Raw genomic sequence first — 19,438 nt, 5'->3', positions numbered from 1 at the left:
GCGGCGGTGGGTCGGCCATCGCCGCATCCTGGAGGCCATCGCCCTCCAGGCCGCACTCCACCTCGCGGCCGTCGTCATCTAGGCACGACGCTGACCAAAGAGATAGAACCTTGCCATGCCAAGCTTCGAGGTCACACCGATAGGTACAGTCCGGAACAACCGGACGGACGTCCAGCACACGGACAACTGGGGTGCCGTCCGCAGCACGATCACCATCGACGAGCGCTTCGGCGAGGCGTGCCTCCAGGGTCTGGAGGGCTTCTCCCATGTGGAGATCCTCTTCATCTTCGACCAGTTCCCGGAGCACGACGACTTCCGCGAACCCCGCCCCTACCGCGGCCGCTCCGACCTCCCGCCCGTTGGTGTCTTCGCCGGCCGCGGCCCCCGCAGACCGAACCGCATCGGGGTGACGTGCTGCGCCATCGAGTCCGTCCACGGCCGCGAACTGACGGTGGTGGGCCTCGACGCGGTCTCCGGCACCCCGGTCATTGACCTGAAGCCGACGATGGCGGAGTTCCGCGCGGTGAACATCAGGCAGCCGGAATGGGTCAGCCGCCTGATGTCAGAGTACTTCCAGCCGTAAACGGCCCCCGTCAACCCGCCCGCGCTCACCGCCCCGCCCGACCTGAGAGAGACGGCCTAGAAGTCGTCGTCGAAGCCGACCGTGCCCTCGACCGCGACCTGGTACGCCGACGGGCGGCGCTCGAAGAAGTTCGTCAGCTCCTGGACGCCCTGGAGCTCCATGAAGGCGAACGGGTTCTGCGAGCCGTAGACCGCCGGGAAGCCCAGCCGCGTGAGGCGCTGGTCCGCGACGCACTCCAGGTACTCGCGCATCGACTCGGTGTTCATGCCCGGCAGGCCGTCGCCGCACAGGTCGCGGCCGAATTGCAGCTCCGCCTGGACCGCTTCCTTCAGCATGTCCGTGACCTGCTGCTCCAGGGCGTCGTCGAAGAGGTCCGGCTCCTCCTTGCGTACCGTGTCCACGACCTCGAACGCGAAGTTCATATGCATCGTCTCGTCACGGAACACCCAGTTGGTGCCGGTGGCGAGGCCGTGCAGCAGGCCGCGTGAGCGGAACCAGTAGACGTACGCGAACGCGCCGTAGAAGAACAGCCCCTCGATACAGGCCGCGAAGCAGATCAGATTCAGCAGGAAGCGCCGGCGGTCGGCCTTCGACTCCAGGCGGTCGATCGTCTCTACCGAGTCCATCCACTTGAAGCAGAACTGCGCCTTCTCGCGGATCGACGGGATCTCCTCCACCGCGTCGAAGGCCGCCGCGCGGTCCTCCGGATCGGGCAGATACGTGTCCAGCAGCGTCAGATAGAACTGGACGTGTACGGCCTCCTCGAAGAGCTGGCGCGAGAGATAGAGGCGCGCCTCGGGGGAGTTGATGTGCTTGTAGAGCGTCAGCACGAGGTTGTTCGACACGATCGAGTCGCCCGTCGCGAAGAACGCGACCAGCCGGCCGATCATGTGCTGCTCGCCGGGGGAGAGCTTGGCGAGGTCGGCGACGTCGGAGTGCAGGTCGACCTCCTCCACCGTCCAGGTGTTCTTGATCGCGTCGCGGTAGCGCTCGTAGAAGTCCGGGTAGCGCATGGGCCGCAGCGTCAGCTCGAAGCCCGGGTCCAGGAGGTTCTTCTCGGAAGTGGTCATTACTGGCAGGCCTCGCAGGACTCGGGGTTTTCCAGGGAGCAGGCGATGGCGTCCTCGTCGGGCGTCATCCGCGCGGGTACGGGTACGGACGCCCGTGCCGCCCGCGCGATCCGGGTCGCCGGGCGCGAGCGCAGGTAGTACGTCGTCTTCAGGCCCTTCTTCCAGGCGTACGCGTACATCGAGCTGAGCTTCCCGATGGTCGGCGTCTCCAGGAACAGGTTCAGCGACTGGCTCTGATCGAGGAACGGCGTACGGGCCGCCGCCATGTCGATCAGGCCGCGCTGCGGGATCTCCCACGCCGTACGGAACAGTTCGCGCACCTCCGCCGGGATCCAGCCGAAGCCCGCGACCGAGCCGCTCGACTCGCGCAGCGCCTCGCGCGTCTGCGCGTCCCAGACGCCGAGCCGCTTCAGCTCGTCCACCAGGTACGAGTTGACCTGGAGGAACTCCCCGGAGAGCGTCTCGCGCTTGAAGAGGTTGGAGACCTGCGGCTCGATGCACTCGTACACGCCCGCGATCGAGGCGATCGTCGCCGTCGGAGCGATCGCGAGGAGCAGGGAGTTCCGCATGCCGGTCGTGGCGATCCGGGCGCGCAGCGCGTCCCAGCGCTCGGGCCAGTTCAGCTCCACGTCGTAGTGGTCGGGGTGCAGCACCCCGCGCGCGGCGCGCGTACGGGACCAGGCGGGGAGTGGGCCGTTGCGTTCGGCGAGCGCGCAGGACGCCTCGTACGCGGCGAGCATGATGCGCTCGGCGATCTTCGTGGAGAGGGCGGCGGCCTCGGCGGAGTCGAAGGGCAGCCGCTTCTTGAAGAAGACGTCCTGGAGGCCCATCGCGCCCAGGCCCACCGGGCGCCACTTCGCGTTGGAGGCGCCGGCCTGCTCGGTCGGGTAGAAGTTGATGTCCACGACCCGGTCGAGGAAGGTCACGGCCGTACGGACGGTCTCGTCCAGCCGCTCCCAGTCGAGGTCGCCCGACTTCAGCACGAACGCGCCGAGGTTGATCGAGCCGAGGTTGCAGACGGCCGTCTCGCCGTCGTCCGTCACCTCCAGGATCTCCGTGCAGAGATTGGAGGAGTGGACGACGCTGCCGGGCTCGGCGGTCTGGTTCGCCGTGCGGTTCGAGGCGTCCTTGAAGGTCATCCAGCCGTTGCCGGTCTGGGCGAGAGTGCGCATCATCCGGCCGTACAGCTCGCGCGCGGGGATGGTTTTGCGCGCCAGGCCCGCCGCCTCCGCCTCGCGGTACCGGGTGTCGAACGCGTCGCCCCACAGGTCGACCAGTTCCGGGACGTCGACGGGGGAGAAGAGGGACCAGACGCCGTCCGACTCGACCCGGCGCATGAACTCGTCCGGGATCCAGTGCGCGAGATTCAGATTGTGCGTACGGCGGGCGTCCTCCCCGGTGTTGTCGCGCAGTTCGAGGAATTCCTCCAGGTCCGCGTGCCAGGTCTCCAGGTAGACACAGGCCGCGCCCTTGCGCCGGCCGCCCTGGTTGACGGCCGCGACCGAGGAGTCGAGGGTGCGCAGGAACGGGACGATGCCGTTGGAGTGGCCGTTGGTGCCCCGGATCAGCGAACCGCGCGAACGGATACGGGAGTACGACAGGCCGATCCCGCCCGCGTGCTTCGAGAGCCGCGCCACCTGGTGGTACCGGTCGTAGATCGAGTCCAGCTCGTCCAGCGGGGAGTCCAGCAGATAGCAGGAGGACATCTGCGGGTGGCGCGTACCGGAGTTGAAGAGGGTGGGGGAGGACGGGAGGTAGTCCAGCCGGCTCATCAGCCGGTAGAGCGCGGCGACCTCGTCGCGCGCGCGGGCGCTCTCGTCCTCGGCCAGTCCGGAGGCCACGCGCAGCATGAAGTGCTGCGGGGTCTCGATGACCTGGCGGGTGATCGGGTGGCGGAGCAGATAGCGGCTGTAGAGGGTCCGCAGCCCGAAGTAGCCGAAGCGGTCGTCGGCGGCCGGGTCGATGAGCGCGTCGAGGACATCGGCGTGCAGCGTGACGAAGGCGGCCGTGGTGTCCGCGATCAGGCCCTCGCGGTGGCCGACGGCGACGGACGCGGAGAACGCCACGGCGCCCTGGCCCGCGGCCTCGTCGGCGATGGTGCGGGTCAGCAGCCTGGCCGCGAGCCGGGAGTAGGCGGGGTCCTCGGAGATGAGTCCCGCCGCCGCCTCGGTGGCCAGCTCGCGCAACTCGGCCTCGTCCGACCGGGCGTTACGGCCGCGCAGCGCGGCGGCGGCGACCCTTCCGGGGTCGGCGTCGGGCAGATCGGCGGTCAGGTCCGTCAGGGTCCGCAGCAGTGCGGTCCCGGGTCCGTCGGCCGCCCGCACGGCGGCCTCGGAGATGGCTGAAGCCGGATCGGCTGGCGCGATGGTCACGTGGTGCTCTCCCTCGCTCGGCTCTGGGCCGTCGGGAGGGGAGCGGGCTTGTTCTCGCGGTACGTCGGTCCGTACGGCCCGGATCCGGGCAACACGGCGTACGGCGTACGGCGCCCACCGGCCCATCCACGAGGCCCGGACGTCTCGGCGTCCGGTTCGGTCGAACCGGGCGCACTGTCGGCAGGTGTTCGGACTCGTGGGTATGGCGAAGCACACCACATCACACCGTTGCGGGACAGTTCCGGATTCGCACCGGATTCCCCTGCGTGACAGCGAGGTCGAGCATACATGTGGGGGCTGGTTCGGGTGACAGCCCCCAGATGTTGTGTCGTGCGTCATCCTGTCCGGGCCCGCGCGGGCAGCGGAAGGGCCGCCGGATCCCCTTGTGGCAAGGGGATCCGGCGGCCCGGCGAGCCGTACGGGGACCGGTCAGTGGCCTCCGGGACCGCCCGAGGTCGCCGCGGGAAGCTCGGTCTTCACGCCCGGGTCGCCCGCGTCCGCCGTGTAGTCGGAGGGGCTGGTCTCGTCCGTACCCTCCGGGGCCTTGACGGCGCGCAGGACGAAGGTGAGCGCCACCGTCACCACCAGGTTGAGCACGAACGCGGTGAGGCCGATGTAGCCGATCTCGCCCAGGCCCGGGATCTCCTTGGAGGAGCCGCCGAAGTGCGCCTGGGTCGGGCTGGCCACGCCGTACGCCGCGGCCGTGCCGTACACCATGCCGACCGCCCAGCCCGCGAGCAGCGCCCAGCGGTGGAACCAGCGGGTGAAGAGGCCGCCGACCAGGGCGGGCATCGTCTGGAGGATCCAGATCCCGCCCAGCAGCTGGAAGTTGATCGCCACCGTCTTGTCCATGGTCAGGACGAAGACCAGCGCGCCCACCTTCACCAGCAGCGAGACCAGCTTCGAGACCTTGGTCTCCTGCGCGGGTGTCGCGTCCGGCCTGATGAAGTCCTTGTAGATGTTGCGGGTGAAGAGATTCGCCGCGGCGATCGACATGATCGCGGCCGGCACCAGCGCGCCGATGCCGATGGCCGCGAAGGCCACCCCCGCGAACCAGTCGGGGAACATCGTCTCGAAGAGCTGCGGGATCGCCAGCTGTCCGTTGTCCACCTTGACCCCGGCGGCGATCGCCATGAAGCCGAGCAGCGCCAGCAGGCCCAGCATCAGTGAGTACAGCGGCAGGATCGTGGTGTTGCGCCGGATCACCTCGCGGCTGCGGCTGGAGAGCGTCGCCGTGATGGAGTGCGGATACATGAAGAGCGCGAGCGCGGAACCGAGCGCCAGCGTGGCGTAGCCCCACTGCCCGGCCTCGCCCGGCGCGAGGGAGCCGCGTGGCTGGCCGGTCGCCGGGTTGGTCTGCGCGAAGGCGTCGCCGGCCTTGGCGAAGATGGTGTCGAACCCGCCCAGTTTGATGGGGATGTAGATGATCGCCACGATGATCACGATGTAGATCAGCGTGTCCTTGACGAAGGCGATCAGCGCGGGCGCCCGCAGCCCCGACGAGTAGGTGTACGCCGCGAGCACACCGAACGCGATCAGCAGCGGCAGGTCCTTGATGAACCAGTGGGTGTTCTCGCCGCCGCCGACGCCCATCACGTCCAGCACCGCCTGGATGCCGACGAGCTGGAGCGCGATGTACGGCATCGTCGCGAGGATGCCGGTGAGCGCGACGGCCAGCGACAGGCCCTTCGAGCCGAACCGGCCCCGGACGAAGTCCGAGGTGGTCACGTAGCCGTGCTTGTGCGACACGGACCAGAGCCGGGGCAGGAAGGTGAAGATCAGCGGGTAGACCAGGATCGTGTACGGCACGGCGAAGAAGCCGGCCGCGCCCGCCGCGTAGATCGCCGCCGGTACGGCCACGAAGGTGTACGCCGTATAGAGGTCACCGCCGAGCAGGAACCAGGTGACCCAGGTGCCGAACGACCGGCCGCCCAGGCCCCATTCGTCGAGGCTGTTCTCGTTGGCGGCCTTGCGCCAGCGGGCCGCCAGGAACCCCATGACCGTGACGGCCACGAAGAAGAAGATGAAAACGGCGAGTGCCACGCCGTTCACGCCGTCCTTCATTTCGACGCACCTCCCTTGCGGGAGCGCTGGTCACGCTTCCACAGCTGGTAGGCGATCATCGTGAGCGCCGCCGAGACCGGTACCCAGAGCATCTGGTACCAGTAGAAGAAGGGGATGCCGATGAAGGTCGGCTCGATCTTCGCGTAGGACCCGACCCAGAGCAGCGTCACAAAGGGCGCGAGGAGACAGAGGGTGATGATCACCCGCCCGGGAGTGACCGTGGGGGGTGGTTTCTTGTCCGGGACTTCGGACATGGCGGCTCCGTTCCCTCGTAAGATCGCCTGTGGTAACGCGCAGGAAATCTAAGCGAAGGCGCTGGTCAGCGTCACCCCTTGACCGCAGGTCGTTACGTCAACGGTATGGTCCGGGCCGTTCAGTGGGCCGGGCGCTTCAGCCGGGCCACGAACTTGTAGCGGTCGCCGCGGTAGACGGACCGTACCCACTCCACCGGCTCACCGGCCGCGTCCAGGGAGTGCCGCGACAGCATCAGCATCGGCAGCCCGACGTCCGTACCGAGCAGCCCGGCCTCGCGCGGGGTGGCCAGCGAGGTCTCGATGGTCTCCTCGGCCTCGGCCAGATGCACGTCGTACACCTCCGCCAACGCCGTGTAGAGCGAGGTGTACTTGACGAGGGAGCGGCGCAGCGCGGGGAAGCGCTTGGCCGAAAGATGGGTGGTCTCGATGGCCATCGGCTCCCCGCTGGCCAGCCGCAGCCGCTCGATCCGCAGCACGCGCCCGCCGGTGGTGATGTCCAGCAGCCCGGCCAGGGTGTCATCGGCGGTGACATAGCCGATGTCCAGCAGCTGCGAGGTCGGCTCCAGGCCCTGGGCCCGCATGTCCTCGGTGTACGAGGTGAGCTGGAGCGCCTGCGAGACCTTGGGCTTGGCGACGAACGTGCCCTTGCCCTGGATGCGTTCGAGCCGGCCCTCGACCACCAGCTCCTGGAGCGCCTGGCGCACGGTGGTGCGCGAGGTGTCGAACTCGGAGGCGAGCGTACGCTCCGGAGGCACCGGTGTACCCGGCGGCAGCGTCTCCGTCATATCGAGCAAGTGCCGCTTCAACCGGTAGTACTTGGGCACGCGTGCCGTACGGGTGGCGGGTCCGTTCTCGCTCTCCGTACCGCCCCCGTCCGTGGCCATGGCCTGCCTTCCCGACTCCTGTGCTGCTGCCGTCACCGGCTCCTCCGTCTGTCGCGGCTCACATGGTGGCACGGTCCGGCCACGGGTCGTCGCCCTGCCTCAGGTGTCGGTCCGATAACGGACACGACTGCCCTTCTTATACACCCTTGACACCCCTAAAGGTCTAGGCCAAGCTCCCCGTACTGGTCTAAACCATTAAAGACCAGGTCCCAGCCCCAGCAGTACTCGTCGTACGTCTTCGCGGTCTTCGCGGTGGGCAGGGGTTGCAGGCATCCCTGAGGAGGGTGGCGTGAAGCGCAAGCTCATCGCGGCGGTCGGCGTCGCGGGCATGATGGCCGGTATTGCCGCGTGTGGTTCGGATGAGGGCACGGCGTCCAAGGACCCCAAGGACCGTAAGGAGACGCTGACCGTCTGGCTCATGTCGGACGCGCAGAGCACCTGGCCGGAGCTGGTCAAGGACGTCAACGCGCAGTTCAAGGCGAAGTATCCGAATGTGACGGTCAAGGTCCAGTACCAGCAGTGGGCGGACAAGGCCAAGAAGCTCGACGCGGCGCTGGCCGGCGACAAGTACCCCGATGTCGTCGAGCTCGGCAACACCGAGACCATGACGTACATCCTCAACGGCGCGCTCGGCGAGATCGACCCGAAGAAGTACGAGAACTCGGACACCTGGATCAAGGGCCTGAAGGACACCTGCGCCTTCGAGGGCAAGCAGTACTGCGTGCCCTACTACGCCGGTGCGCGTGTGGCCATTTACAACAAGGACATGTTCAAGGCCGGCACCGGCTCGGACCAGCTGCCCACCACCGAGGCCGAGCTGGCCACGGCGCTGGACAAGGTCGGCGCCAAGTACGGCAAGGACAAGGCGTTCTCGCCGCTCTACCTGCCGGGCCGTTACTGGTACGCCGCGATGTCCTACGTAGCGGCGTACGGCGGTCAGATAGCCAAGTACGACGAGGGCGCGAAGGAGTGGCAGGCCACCCTCTCCACCCCGGAGGCCCAGAAGGGCATCCAGCACTTCGTCGACCTGGTGAAGAAGTACAACCACGGCGACAAGACCAAGGACGAGGCGGACCACGCCAACGTCATGGCCAACGAGAAGACCGCGCTTCTCTACGGCAACGGCTGGGAGGCCGGCAGCGTCGTCGACTCCGCCGCGAACGGCAACCCGAAGCTGAAGGACAAGATCGGCACGGCCGGTATGCCCGGCCCCGACGGCAAGGCCCTGCCGTCCTTCATCGGCGGCTCCGACCTCGCCACCATCTCCAAGTCGAAGGTCCAGGACCTCGGCGAGGAGTGGATCGCGGCCTTCACCAGCGCCAAGTCGCAGGAGGTCCTCGCCTCCAAGAACATCCTGCCGAACAACACCAAGCAGCTGGAGCCGCTGAAGGCGAAGCCGGAGACCGCGCCGATCGCCAACGCCGTCCCGGACGCGTGGTTCACCCCGATCGCCCCCGGCTGGACGGCCATTGAGAAGAAGGAAACCCTTGAGGTGATGCTGCTCGACATCATCAAGGGCAAGTCGGTGGCCGACGCCACGAAGGCGGCCGACGCGGAGATCAACCAGCTGATCAACGAAGAGTCCTGAGTCTGTTGATCGCTTAGGTCACAGGGGGGTGGCGGGCCCGCGAGGGCTCCGCCGCCCCCCGTCCTCCGGTACCAGGTCCGAACGGAAGGCCAGCACAGTGAGTGCCGCCGACATGAAAGCAGCCGACCCTCCGGTAGCCGTCGCACGCGTCCCCGAGAGATCCGGCTCCCAGCCGCCCGCGGGCGGGCAGCGCAAGCGGCGCAAGGCCGGGGCGCTGTTGCCGTACCTCCTGATAGCTCCCGCGTTCGTCGCGATCGCCGCCGTCTTCGTCTGGCCGCTCATCAAGACGATCCTCATGTCCTTCCAGGACGTCGGCCGCCGTGAGCTGTGGACCGGGGAGGCCGCCCCCTGGGTGGGCTTCGAGCAGTTCACCAACATCCTCGGCGACGGCGAGTTCTGGGCCGTCGTCTGGCGCACCATCATCTTCATGGTCGCCTGTGTGGTGGCCACCATGGGGATCGGGCTCGGTATCTCCATGCTGATGCAGCGCATGGACACCTGGGTACGTCTGCTGCTCACCGCCGCGCTGGTGGCCGCCTGGTCGATGCCGCTGCTGGTGGCGACGTCCATCTTCCGCTGGTTCGCCGACTCCGACTACGGCGTCCTGAACATGGTGCTGACCAAGTACCTCGGGATCGACGCCCAGGGCCACAACTGGTTCCTCGACCCCAAGCAGGGCTTCCTCATCATCGGGGCCGTCGTCGTCTGGGGCGCCATCCCCTTCGTCGCCGTCACGCTCTACGCGGCGCTCACACAGGTCCCCCGGGAGCTGGAGGAGGCCGCGGCCCTCGACGGCGCGGGCGTGGCCGGCGTCTTCCGCTTCGTCACCTGGCCGGTCATCAAGCCGGTGTTCCAGATGGTGGCCACGCTGTCCGTTCTCTGGGACTTCAATATCTTCGGCCAGATCTTCCTGATCCGTGGCAACAAGCCGGAGCCGGAGTACTCGGTCCTCGGGATCTACTCGTTCGAGAAGGCCTTCGAGTCCAACTCGTTCAGCCAGGGTGCGGCCATCTCCCTCATCACGGTCCTGCTGCTCTCCGGTGTCGCCGTGTACTACCTGCGTCAGCTGCTCAAGATCGGAGAGGTCGAATGAGCGCCTCCACCTCCCAGGCCCTCCGCCCGGACACCGAGCGGGGCGCCGGTCCCGGCACCCCGCAGGTCCTTCGCCAGGACCGCAAGAAGAACCGGCTCGTCTACAACATCGCGGGCCTGGTCGTCTTCGTCCTCATGGCCTTCCCGGTCTACTGGCTGATCATCAGCGCCCTGCGGCCGAACCACGAGATCCGCAGCTACGACCAGACCCTCTGGCCCTCCTCGCTCACCTTCGACAACTTCCAGCGGGCCATCGACCAGCCGAACTTCGGCACGGCCATCCAGTCCAGCCTGATCGTCTGCGGCGTCGCGGTCATCGGCGGCATGCTGCTCGCCGTCATCGCCGCCTTCGCGATCGGCCGCTTCCGCTTCCGCGGCCGCAAGTTCTTCATGATCGTGCTGCTCGTCGTGCAGCTGCTGCCGCCGACCGCGATGCTGATCCCCATCTACATCCAGCTCAACGACCTGGGCGGGCTGAACGAGTACTGGGGCGTCATCGTCATCTATCTGGTCTCGACGCTGCCCTTCGCGACCTGGATGATCCGTGGCTTCATCGTCAACATCCCGCCGGAGCTGGAGGAGTCCGCGATGGTCGACGGCTGCAGCCGGATGGGCGCCTTCTGGCGGGTCACGTTCCCGCTGCTCGCTCCCGGTCTCGCGGCGGCGGCGATCTTCTCCCTGATCACGGCGTGGAACGAGTACCTCCTCGCCTATGTCGTCCTCCAGGACAATGACAAGTACACGCTGAACGTGTGGCTGATGAACTTCACGACCTCGCGCGGCATCGACTACGGAGCCCTGATGGCCGCCTCGACCCTGATCGCCATCCCGGTCGTGGCCTTCTTCCTCCTGGTGCAGAAGTACATGGCAACCGGCCTCACCTCCGGCGCAGTGAAGGGCTAGAACCGCCGATGACGACCCTCGTAAGCACTACGGACACCCTCACCCGTGACGCGCTCGCCGTGCTCCAGCCCGGCTTCCTCGGTACGACCGCCCCCGACTGGCTGCTGCGCCGTCTCGGCGAGGGCCTGTCCTCCGTCGGGCTCTTCGGCCGCAACATCGCCTCGCCCGACCAGCTCGCCGCGCTCACCGAGCGGCTGCGCGCCGAGCGGGACGACGTCCTCGTCGCGATCGACGAGGAGGGCGGCGATGTCACCCGGCTGGAGGTCAGGCACGGCTCCTCCTTCCCCGGCAACTACGCCCTGGGCGCCGTCGACGACGTGGACCTGACCCGGGCCGTCGCCCGGGAGCTGGGCCGGCGGCTCGCCGAGTGCGGGGTCAACCTCAACTGGGCCCCCTCGGCCGATGTGAACTCCAACCAGGACAACCCGGTCATCGGCGTACGGTCCTTCGGCGCCGTCCCGGCGCTCGTGGCGCGGCACACCGCCGCGTATGTGGAGGGCCTGCAGAGCGCCGGGGTCGCCGCCTGCACCAAGCACTTCCCCGGCCACGGCGACACCTCCGTGGACTCGCACCACGCGATGCCCCGTATCGACGTGGACCTGGACACCGTGCACGCCCGTGACCTGCTGCCCTTCCGCGCGGCCATCGCGGCGGGTTCCAAATCGGTCATGAGTGCGCATATCCTGCTTCCCGCGCTCGACCCGGACCGCCCGGCGACCCTCAGCCCGCAGATCCTCACCGGTCTGCTCCGCGAGGAGCTGGGCTTCCAGGGCCCGATCGTCACCGACGGCATGGAGATGCGGGCCATCGCCTCGGCGTACGGGATCGAGCGCGGCTCCGTCCTCGCGATCGCCGCGGGCGCCGACGCCATCTGTGTCGGCGGCGGCCTGGCGGACGAGGAGACCGTGCTGCGGCTGCGCGACGCGCTGGTGGCGGCGGTACGGAACGGCGAACTGCCCGAGGAGCGACTGGCCGACGCGGCCGCGCGGGTGCGCGGACTCGCCGACTGGACGCGCCGGGTCAGGGGGGCTTCGGAGCCGGGCGCGGATTCGCAGGAGGGGACCGCGCCCGGCACCGCGACCATCGCGCCGGACCCGGAGATCGGCCTCGTCGCGGCCCGCCGCGCCGTGCGGGTGACAGGCGGTGCGGAGCCGCTCACGGAAGCGCCGTACGTCGCCGCGTTCACCCCCGTCGCGAACATCGCCGTCGGGGACGAGACCCCGTGGGGCGTCGCGGCGGAGCTGGGGCGGCTGCTTCCCGGTACGCGGACGGGCTCGTACGGCGGCGCCGGAGAGGCCGGTACGGACCCGGCCGCGCTGGCCGGCGAACTGCTCGCGGCGGCGGGCGACCGCACGATCGTCGCCGTCGTACGCGACGCGCACCGCCACCACTGGATGTCCGAAGCCCTGGACGCCGTGCTGGCCGCCCGACCGGGCACGGTCGTGGTGGAGATGGGCGTGAACGAGGCGGAGCCCCGCGGTGCCCTGCACATCGCGACCCACGGCGCCGCACGGGTCTGCGGACGGGCCGCCGCGGAGGTCATCACGGGACGCCGGGAGTGAACGTCCGGGACTGCCGCTGAAGCGACGGTGCCGGGCCGCCCCCTGGCGGGGGGGGGCCCGCCCCCGCGTGTCGCGGGGGGCGCAGGTGGCCAGCCACTCCCGCTTGGTCGCGAACGTGGCGCGGAAGTAGTCCGCGAGCTTCAGCCGGGACGCCGCCGCCTCGTCCACCACGACCGTGGCGTGCGGGTGGAGCTGGAGCGCGGAGGCCGGTACGAGCGCGGCGACCGGGCCCTCGACGGCCTGCGCGACCGCCTCCGCCTTGCCCTCGCCGGTGGCGAGCAGCACCAGATGGCGGGCTTCCAGGATGGTGCCGATGCCCTGCGTGATGACATGGTGCGGCACCTCCTCGGGGCTGTCGAAGAAGCGCGCGTTGTCCTCGCGGGTCTGCCGGGTCAGCGTCTTGATACGGGTGCGCGAGGCGAGCGAGGAGCAGGGCTCGTTGAAACCGATGTGCCCGTCCGTACCGATGCCGAGCAGCTGGAGGTCCACCCCGCCGGCCTCGGCCAGCGCGCGGTCGTACGCCTCGCACGCCGCCTGGACGTCCTCGGCGGCGCCGTCCGGGCCCATGAAGGAGCCCTCGCTCAGTCCCAGCGGCTCGACGACCTGGCGCAGAACCACCGAGCGGTACGACTCGGGGTGGCCCGCGGGCAGGCCCACGTACTCGTCCAGCTGGGCTATCCGCGCGCGCGAGGCGTCCACCTCGCCGGAGCGCACCTTGGCCGTCAGCGCCCGGTAGATGGGCAGGGGGGTCGAGCCGGTGGCCACGCCGAGCAGAGCGTCGGGCTTGCGGCGCAGCAGGCCGGCGATGCTGTCCGCGATGAGCTCGCCACCTGCCGCGGCGTTCTGGACGATGACAACTTCCACGCTGGGCCCACCCAATCTGGAAACGAGACTTTTGTGGTATAGACCAATTCTAGCAGAGGGGTGCCCAGGGCCGGCCGGGTTGTCCGGCACGCCCGCCCGGGTGCTCCTATCGTGAGGAACACCCGGTGGTGAAGGGCGCTGAAGGCGGGCACGGCATGACGGACTCGGTGACGGATGCGGTGATCGACTACGCGGCGGTGTTCCAGGTGCTGCCCGGCATGGTGGCGCTGGTGACACCCGAGCTGGTCTACGCGGACGCGAACGAGGCGTACCTCCTCTCCGCCGGGCGCACCCGCGAGCAGGTGATCGGCCGGTATCTGTTCGACGTGTTCCCCGACAACCCCGACGACCCCGAAGCCAGCGGCATGCGCAACCTGAGCGCCTCGCTGCTGCGCGTGGTGGCCACCGGCGAGCGCGACGCCATGGCCCTCCAGCGCTACGACGTCCAGTCCGTCGAGCGGCCCGGCGAATGGGAGGAGCGCTACTGGAGCCCGGTCAACGCCCCGCTGTTCGGCCCCGACGGCCGTGTCGCCCTGGTGGTGCACCGGGTGGAAGAGGTCACCCAGCTCATCAAGGCCCGCGGCTCCCCCGACAGCTCCCGCACCGCCGTGCTCGAAGCCGAGCTGTACACCCGCGCCAGGGAACTCCAGGAGGTCAACGAACGCCTGCGCCTCGCCCACGCCCGCGAACGCGAGGTCGCCCTCGTCCTCCAGAAGGCGATGCTGCCCGCCCCCGCGGACGTGGGCCACCACCGGGCCGCCGTACGGTACCGGCCCGCCGCCGGCGCCCTGAACGTCTGCGGCGACTGGTACGACCTCATCGACCTGCCCGGCGACCGCATCGGGGTCTCCGTCGGCGATGTCGTCGGCCACGGCCTGCACGCCGCCGGCGTCATGGGCCTGCTGCGCAGCGCGCTCAGCGCCGCCTCCCGCGTCGCCGACGGCCCGGCCGAGGCCCTGGACGTCCTCGGCCTGTACGCCCGCTCCGTCGACGGCGCCGAATCCACCACCGCCGTGGAGATCTCCATCGACTGGGAGAGCCACACCCTCGCCTACAGCAGCGCGGGCCATCCGCCGCCCGCCCTGCTGCACACCTACGGCGGCGTCGAATTCCTCGACCGGGCCACCGACCCGCCGCTCGGCGCCCGTCCGGAGCACGTCCCCCGCCCCCAGGCCGCCACCGCTTTCACCGAGGGGGACACCCTCGTCCTGTACACCGACGGGCTGATCGAACGCCGCCGTGAGGACATCGACACCGGCCTGGCCCGGCTCGCCCGCTCCCTCACCCGCCACCGGGGCGCCGACCCCGAATCCCTCGCCGACGCGCTCCTGTTCGACCTCCTGCCGCCCCAGGGGGCCACCGACGACACGGCCCTGGTCATCGTCCGGCTCTGAGCGGCCGGAGCGGCGTTGGCGGGCGGGGGCGGCCCGGCGGCTCCCCGACGGCGAGCCTCACGGCTGCCCGGTGCCGGCCCGGTGGCGGGGGTGCGGCGGCCCGTGGTCGACTGGGAGGGGCCGAGGGGTATGACCGACTTGGGAGGCACCCAGCATGTCTGCCGCGCTGCCGGGCGAGTCGTGCGAGCGGGCCGGCGGCATCATGTCCGCGGAGGTCGCGGAGCAGCCCGCCGTGCTGCGGCGGATCCTCCGGGACGGTACGCCCGGCGTCCGCGAGGTGGCGGCGGCCATCGCCGCGCGCAAGCCGCGCTTCGTCCTGCTCACCGCCCGCGGTACGTCCGACCACGCCGCGCTGTACGCGAAGTATCTGCTGGAGATCCGGTGCGGCCTGCCCTGCGGACTGGCCTCCATGTCCACGACGACGGCGTACGGCGCGAAGCCGGACCTCACCGACGTCCTGGTCATCGGCGTCAGCCAGTGGGGCGGCTCGCCGGATCTGGTGGCGTCCACCTGGGCCGCGCGGGAGGCCGGCGCGACCACGCTCGCGGTGACCAACAACCCGGACTCGGCGCTGACCGCCGTGGCGGAGTTCCATATCGACGTCCTGGCGGGCCCGGAGAGGGCGCTGCCCGCCACCAAGTCGTACACCGCCTCGCTGCTGTCGCTGTATCTCTTCGCCGAGGCGCTCGGCGGCCGTGACGGCGCGGCGGCAGGCGATCTGCCGGACCTCGCGGAACGGGTGCTGGCGCGCACGGCCGAGGTACGGACGCTCGCCTCGCGCTACCGCTTCGCCGAGCGGATGGTGATCATCTCCCGGGGCTACGGCTATCCGACGGCGAAGGAGGCCGCGCTCAAGCTGATGGAGACCTGCTACATCCCCGCGCTCTCCTACTCCGGCGCGGATCTGCTGCACGGTCCGCTGGCGATGGTCGACAACATCTCGCCGGTGATCGCGATCGTCCCCGAGGGCAAGGGCGGTGAGGCCCTTCAGGCGGTCCTCGCGCGGCTGCGGGCCCGGGGCGCCGATCTGTTCGTGGTGGGATCCCGGGCGGAGGTCGAAGCGGCGTCGGCGGGGTTCGTGCTGCCGACGGACGGGGTTCCGGAGGAGCTTCAGCCGCTCCTGCAGATCCTGCCGCTCCAGCTGCTGGCCCACGAGGTCGCCATCGCCAGGGGCCAGGATCCGGACGCGCCGCGCACGATGGCGAAGACACCGGAGACGGACTGACAGGGCTCCGGGACGGGGTGCGTACCCGCGGGCCGCGGCGCCGCGACGGGACCCTCAACCCGTCCGGCACCGCAGCCCGGAGTTGCAACGGCCATGGGGTCTCCCCGCCCCTGGCAGGGGAAGGGTGTGCGGTCCCGCGTGGCCGTGGGGAGAGGTCCCGTCGCAGTCAGGGCAGAGAGCGCCGGCACCTCGGTCCACCCTCCTGTGCGGGGAGGGCGGAGGCTCATACACCATTGTGGACTAGACCATTCTGGCCTGTCCATGCGTGTACCGAGCCTATTTCCCTTCGTACCCTCCAGTACAGACTTCGGTTCGCCCTGGTTCACGCCGCGGGTACGCTCGCCTGTGTGCCCTCCATGAACGACCTCGTACGCCAGCACACAGCCCTCAGTGAGTCCGACCTCGAGTGGCTGCATCTGCTGGTCTCGGAGTGGCAGCTGCTCTCCGACCTCTCCTTCGCGGACCTCGTGCTCTGGGTCCCCACCCGCGACGGCACCCGCTATGTGTCCGTCGCCCAGATGCGCCCCAACACCGGGCCCACCTCCTACCAGGACGACATGGTCGGCCATCTCGTCCCCCGAGGCCGCCGGCCACTGCTGGACGCGGCGCTCGACGAGGGCCGCATCGTCCGGGAGGGCGACCCCGAGTGGCGCGAGGAGGTGCCCGTACGGGTCGAGTCCATCCCCGTACGGCGCGACGGCCGTGTCCTCGGGGTCATCGCGCGCAACACCAATCTGCTCACGGTCCGCACGCCCAGCCGGCTGGAGCTCACCTATCTCCAGTCCGCCTCCGATCTCGCCCAGATGATCGCCGCCGGGTCCTTCCCCTTCCCCGGCCAGCAGGTCGACATGGACGCCTCCCCGCGCGTCGGTGACGGGCTGATCCGGCTGGACGCGGACGGGGTCGTCCAGTACGCGAGCCCCAACGCCCTTTCCGCGTATCACCGATTGGGACTCGCGTCCGACCTAGTGGGACACCATCTCGGCCGCACCACCGACGAACTGGCCCCCGCGCGCGGCCCGGTGGACGAGGCCATGGTCAAACTGGCCAGCGGCTACGCGCCCCGCGAGACCGAGGTGGAGGGCAGCGGCGGGGTCATCCAGCTGCGCGCCATCCCCCTCAAGCCCAAGGGCACCAGGATCGGCTCGCTGGTGCTGCTCCGCGACGTGACGGAACTGCGCCGCCGCGAGCGTGAGTTGATCACCAAGGACGCCACCATCCGGGAGATCCACCACCGGGTGAAGAACAACCTCCAGACGGTCGCCGCGCTTCTCAGGCTCCAGTCCAGGCGGATGGACTCCGTGCGGGGCAGGGAGGCCCTGGACGAGGCCGTACGGCGCGTCGGCTCGATCGCCATCGTGCACGAGACGCTGTCTCAGAATCTGGATGAACGCGTCGAGTTCGACGAGATCGCCGACCGGGTGCTGGCGATGGTCGCCGAGATCTCACCCGGCAGGGTCGTCTGCCGCCGTACCGGAAAGTTCGGCGTGCTCGACGCCGAAGTGGCCACGCCCCTCTCGATGGTGCTCACCGAGATTCTCCAGAACGCGCTGGAGCACGCCTTCGCGCCGGGAGAGGAGGGCCGGGTCGATGTCTCGGCGGTCCGCAGTGGTGACGCGCCGGGGACCAAGCGCGGCGAGGGGGCCCGGTCGGACGCGCGCCTCATGATCACCGTCCAGGACGACGGGCGCGGTCTGCCCGAGGGGTTCGATCCGCAGCGCGCCGGGAATCTGGGGCTCCAGATCGTACGGACCCTGGTGGAAGGGGAGTTGGGCGGCGGCTTCGACATGGTGCCGGCGCCGGTGCGCGGTACGCGCGTGATGCTGGACATTCCGGTGGAGCCCCAGAAGTAACCCCCCCCGTACCGTCCAGCACAGCAGCGAGCCCCGGACCGTGGTGACGGTCCGGGGCTCGGCTCGAAGCTCACTTTGCGATGCGCATCGGGGGGTACTGCGCGCTGCGTTTCGGGGGCGGGGCTATGCGTACACGCTGTACGCTCCGCCGGCCAGGGCTCGTTGGCGGGGTGCTTCAGGCGGTCGCGTTACGCGCCCGGTTACGAGCCGCGCGGCGCTTCATGGCGCGGCGCTCGTCCTCGCTGAGGCCACCCCAGACACCCGAGTCCTGACCGGACTCAAGTGCCCACTGCAGGCACTGCTCCATGACGGGGCAGCGACGGCAGACGGCCTTGGCTTCCTCGATCTGCAGCAGCGCAGGACCGGTGTTGCCGATGGGGAAGAACAGCTCGGGGTCTTCCTCGCGGCAAACGGCGTTGTGACGCCAGTCCATGGCTGCTACCTCTCTTGGTATTACATGCAGATTGCTTGTGAATGTGAACGCTTTCACGAATCCCCCGACAAGGGAAGGGCTGACCGCCAGCGGAAACTGGTGGAGTCCTTGGTTTGAGGAGGGGTTCTGGCTCTCAGGGAGGCCGGTGAAGCGGGCCGTCCCGAGCGCCATGTAGAGATTCGCAAACCTCGGCGGCGGATACAACCCCTTCTGGAAAGTTTTTTTTGATTCCTCGGTGTCGACTAGGTCACAGCCGTACTTCCATGGGGTGGATGCCAGCCTAAACGTTCGAGTGAAAGGACTTTGACCCCTTCCACTCACACAATCACACGCAGTGCACGGCGTACGCCTGTGAACGTCACGCTCGTACGCAGTCCGAGGTGGTCGCCGTCCATCTGGAACGGGAGGGGCGCCTTGGAATGCAAGGTGAAGTCGGTCAGGTCATGAAGAGACACCGCATGGCGTCCGCGGGGGCCGCGATCAGGGGTAGAAGTGAGCAATTGGGTCGCATATCTGGCCACCGCGGGAGTCGACATTCTGCTCAGTCCGAGGACATCGAGAGCGAGATCGAAAGAGGCGGCGGGCGACGCGTACACCGGACGATTGCCCAGGTAGGTCCAGGGGGCGGTGTTGCAGATTATGGAGAGGACAAGATCTTTCACCGGATCCTCACCGGGGCGTTCCAGTGTGATCAACCCGCCCCGCCGGTGCGGCTCTTCCAGGAACTGGCGTACCACCTGGCGCACATAGAGCGCGTGCGTCGATCGTTTCCCGCGCTCCCGCTGCTGTTCGACTCGTCCGATCACCCCCGCGTCGAAACCGAAGCCGGCGCAGAAGGTGAACCAGCGGGACGGCACGGACTCGTCCTCGGTGCCCGGTGTCCCGGCCGCCAGTCCCAGACCGACCGTACGTTCGCTCCGCAGCGCGAGCGCGTCCAGGATCGCGCCGGTCGCCTCGACCGCGTCATTGGGGAGCCCGAGCGCGCGGGCGAAGACATTCGTCGAACCGCCGGGGACCACCGCGAGGCGTGGCAGCCGCTCGGGATCGGGGCCGTTGTGCAGCAGCCCGTTGACGACCTCGTTGACCGTGCCGTCACCGCCGAGGGCGACGACCAGCTCGACATCGTCCGAGTCGGCGGCCCGTCTGCCCAGGTCACGGGCGTGTCCGCGGTATTCCGTGGTCACCGCTTCCAGCTTCATCTCGCTGGCGAGCGCGTGGATCAGTACGTCACGTGTGCGGGCACTGGTGGTGGTTGCTGCCGGATTGACCACGAGAAGTGCGCGCATGCCGAGCAGAT

General features: G+C 69.2%; 15 protein-coding genes, 1 pseudogene and 1 riboswitch. Of the genes and pseudogenes, 8 read left to right on the top strand and 8 right to left on the bottom strand.

Translation table 11 applies throughout. From position 1 onward, the window contains the following. Nucleotides 1-115: 115 nt before the first annotated feature. Entirely contained in the window at nt 116-583 is a 468-nt protein-coding gene (locus ACFRKB_RS31805) for an SAM-dependent methyltransferase (protein ID WP_383110070.1), read from the top strand. A gap of 56 nt (nt 584-639) precedes the next feature. On the opposite strand, the gene ACFRKB_RS31800 is transcribed toward ACFRKB_RS31805, so the two are convergent. The 5 genes from ACFRKB_RS31800 to ACFRKB_RS31780 form a co-directional block, all read right to left on the bottom strand. Next, nucleotides 640-1,653 (bottom strand): ribonucleotide-diphosphate reductase subunit beta, encoded by a 1,014-nt coding sequence (locus ACFRKB_RS31800; protein ID WP_376584818.1) that lies wholly within the window; start codon nt 1,651-1,653, stop codon nt 640-642. Next, complete coding sequence (locus ACFRKB_RS31795; protein ID WP_383110069.1) at nt 1,653-4,025, bottom strand: ribonucleoside-diphosphate reductase subunit alpha; 2,373 nt, start codon at nt 4,023-4,025, stop codon at nt 1,653-1,655. Before ACFRKB_RS31795 ends, ACFRKB_RS31800 begins: the two co-directional genes overlap by 1 nt. A 162-nt stretch (nt 4,026-4,187) precedes the next feature. Continuing rightward, nucleotides 4,188-4,317: riboswitch (cobalamin riboswitch) on the bottom strand. Nucleotides 4,318-4,454: 137 nt separating this feature from the next. After that, nucleotides 4,455-6,089 (bottom strand): monocarboxylate uptake permease MctP, encoded by a 1,635-nt coding sequence (gene mctP / locus ACFRKB_RS31790; protein ID WP_383110068.1) that lies wholly within the window; start codon nt 6,087-6,089, stop codon nt 4,455-4,457. Beyond that, the gene (locus ACFRKB_RS31785; RefSeq protein ID WP_383110067.1) at nt 6,086-6,343 is read right to left on the bottom strand and encodes a DUF3311 domain-containing protein; all 258 of its coding nucleotides are present in this window, start codon (nt 6,341-6,343) and stop codon (nt 6,086-6,088) included. Before ACFRKB_RS31785 ends, mctP begins: the two co-directional genes overlap by 4 nt. A 119-nt stretch (nt 6,344-6,462) precedes the next feature. Beyond that, on the bottom strand, nt 6,463-7,227 hold the full coding sequence (locus ACFRKB_RS31780; RefSeq protein WP_383110091.1) for a GntR family transcriptional regulator: 765 nt from the start codon (nt 7,225-7,227) through the stop codon (nt 6,463-6,465). Nucleotides 7,228-7,516: 289 nt separating this feature from the next. Here ACFRKB_RS31780 and ACFRKB_RS31775 point away from each other — a divergent pair, with 289 nt between their 5' ends. The 4 genes from ACFRKB_RS31775 (at nt 7,517) to ACFRKB_RS31760 (ending at nt 12,372) form a co-directional block, all read left to right on the top strand. After that, nucleotides 7,517-8,815: a sugar ABC transporter substrate-binding protein gene (locus tag ACFRKB_RS31775; RefSeq protein ID WP_383110066.1), complete on the top strand. Its 1,299-nt coding sequence runs from the start codon at nt 7,517-7,519 to the stop codon at nt 8,813-8,815. Nucleotides 8,816-8,912: 97 nt separating this feature from the next. After that, nucleotides 8,913-9,908, top strand: coding sequence for a carbohydrate ABC transporter permease (locus ACFRKB_RS31770; RefSeq protein WP_383110065.1), 996 nt, complete (start codon nt 8,913-8,915; stop codon nt 9,906-9,908). Further along, nucleotides 9,905-10,810, top strand: a complete 906-nt coding sequence (locus tag ACFRKB_RS31765; RefSeq protein WP_383110064.1) for a carbohydrate ABC transporter permease — start codon at nt 9,905-9,907, stop codon at nt 10,808-10,810. The genes ACFRKB_RS31770 and ACFRKB_RS31765 overlap by 4 nt, the downstream gene beginning before the upstream one ends. An 8-nt stretch (nt 10,811-10,818) precedes the next feature. Further along, entirely contained in the window at nt 10,819-12,372 is a 1,554-nt protein-coding gene (locus ACFRKB_RS31760) for a glycoside hydrolase family 3 protein (RefSeq protein WP_383110063.1), read from the top strand. Nucleotides 12,373-12,465: 93 nt separating this feature from the next. Here the strand turns inward: ACFRKB_RS31760 and nagB are convergent. After that, nucleotides 12,466-13,236 (bottom strand): annotated as a pseudogene (gene nagB, locus ACFRKB_RS31755) (glucosamine-6-phosphate deaminase); the annotation flags it as partial. Nucleotides 13,237-13,403: 167 nt separating this feature from the next. On the opposite strand from nagB, the gene ACFRKB_RS31750 reads away from it, so the two are divergent. From ACFRKB_RS31750 to ACFRKB_RS31740, 3 genes are all read left to right on the top strand, one after another. Next, nucleotides 13,404-14,630, top strand: coding sequence for a PP2C family protein-serine/threonine phosphatase (locus tag ACFRKB_RS31750; RefSeq protein WP_383110090.1), 1,227 nt, complete (start codon nt 13,404-13,406; stop codon nt 14,628-14,630). A 154-nt stretch (nt 14,631-14,784) separates the two neighbouring features. After that, on the top strand, nt 14,785-15,855 hold the full coding sequence (locus tag ACFRKB_RS31745; protein WP_383110062.1) for an SIS domain-containing protein: 1,071 nt from the start codon (nt 14,785-14,787) through the stop codon (nt 15,853-15,855). 356 nt (nt 15,856-16,211) lie between these two features. Next, nucleotides 16,212-17,708, top strand: coding sequence for a PAS domain-containing sensor histidine kinase (locus ACFRKB_RS31740; RefSeq protein ID WP_383110089.1), 1,497 nt, complete (start codon nt 16,212-16,214; stop codon nt 17,706-17,708). Between the two features lie 175 nt (nt 17,709-17,883). Here the strand turns inward: ACFRKB_RS31740 and ACFRKB_RS31735 are convergent, their stop codons facing one another. Further along, nucleotides 17,884-18,141 (bottom strand): WhiB family transcriptional regulator, encoded by a 258-nt coding sequence (locus ACFRKB_RS31735; protein ID WP_004937597.1) that lies wholly within the window; start codon nt 18,139-18,141, stop codon nt 17,884-17,886. 317 nt (nt 18,142-18,458) lie between these two features. Beyond that, complete coding sequence (locus tag ACFRKB_RS31730; RefSeq protein ID WP_383110061.1) at nt 18,459-19,427, bottom strand: diacylglycerol/lipid kinase family protein; 969 nt, start codon at nt 19,425-19,427, stop codon at nt 18,459-18,461. Between the last annotated feature and the right edge of the window lie 11 nt (nt 19,428-19,438).

The organism is Streptomyces scopuliridis, assembly GCF_042790125.1.
Taxonomy (GTDB): Bacteria; Actinomycetota; Actinomycetes; order Streptomycetales; family Streptomycetaceae; genus Streptomyces; species Streptomyces scopuliridis_A.
Note: the sequence above shows the minus strand (reverse complement) of the source record. Positions and strands in the feature narration are given on the sequence as shown.

Coding starts and splice junctions, on each gene's coding strand:
- ACFRKB_RS31780 (WP_383110091.1), bottom strand. CDS start 7,227: ATGGCCACGGACGGGGGCGGTACGGAGAGCGAGAACGGACCCGCCACC.
- ACFRKB_RS31735 (WP_004937597.1), bottom strand. CDS start 18,141: ATGGACTGGCGTCACAACGCCGTTTGCCGCGAGGAAGACCCCGAGCTG.
- ACFRKB_RS31765 (WP_383110064.1), top strand. CDS start 9,905: ATGAGCGCCTCCACCTCCCAGGCCCTCCGCCCGGACACCGAGCGGGGC.
- mctP (WP_383110068.1), bottom strand. CDS start 6,089: ATGAAGGACGGCGTGAACGGCGTGGCACTCGCCGTTTTCATCTTCTTC.
- ACFRKB_RS31740 (WP_383110089.1), top strand. CDS start 16,212: ATGAACGACCTCGTACGCCAGCACACAGCCCTCAGTGAGTCCGACCTC.
- ACFRKB_RS31785 (WP_383110067.1), bottom strand. CDS start 6,343: ATGTCCGAAGTCCCGGACAAGAAACCACCCCCCACGGTCACTCCCGGG.
- ACFRKB_RS31805 (WP_383110070.1), top strand. CDS start 116: ATGCCAAGCTTCGAGGTCACACCGATAGGTACAGTCCGGAACAACCGG.
- ACFRKB_RS31730 (WP_383110061.1), bottom strand. CDS start 19,427: ATGCGCGCACTTCTCGTGGTCAATCCGGCAGCAACCACCACCAGTGCC.
- ACFRKB_RS31760 (WP_383110063.1), top strand. CDS start 10,819: ATGACGACCCTCGTAAGCACTACGGACACCCTCACCCGTGACGCGCTC.
- ACFRKB_RS31800 (WP_376584818.1), bottom strand. CDS start 1,653: ATGACCACTTCCGAGAAGAACCTCCTGGACCCGGGCTTCGAGCTGACG.
- ACFRKB_RS31745 (WP_383110062.1), top strand. CDS start 14,785: ATGTCTGCCGCGCTGCCGGGCGAGTCGTGCGAGCGGGCCGGCGGCATC.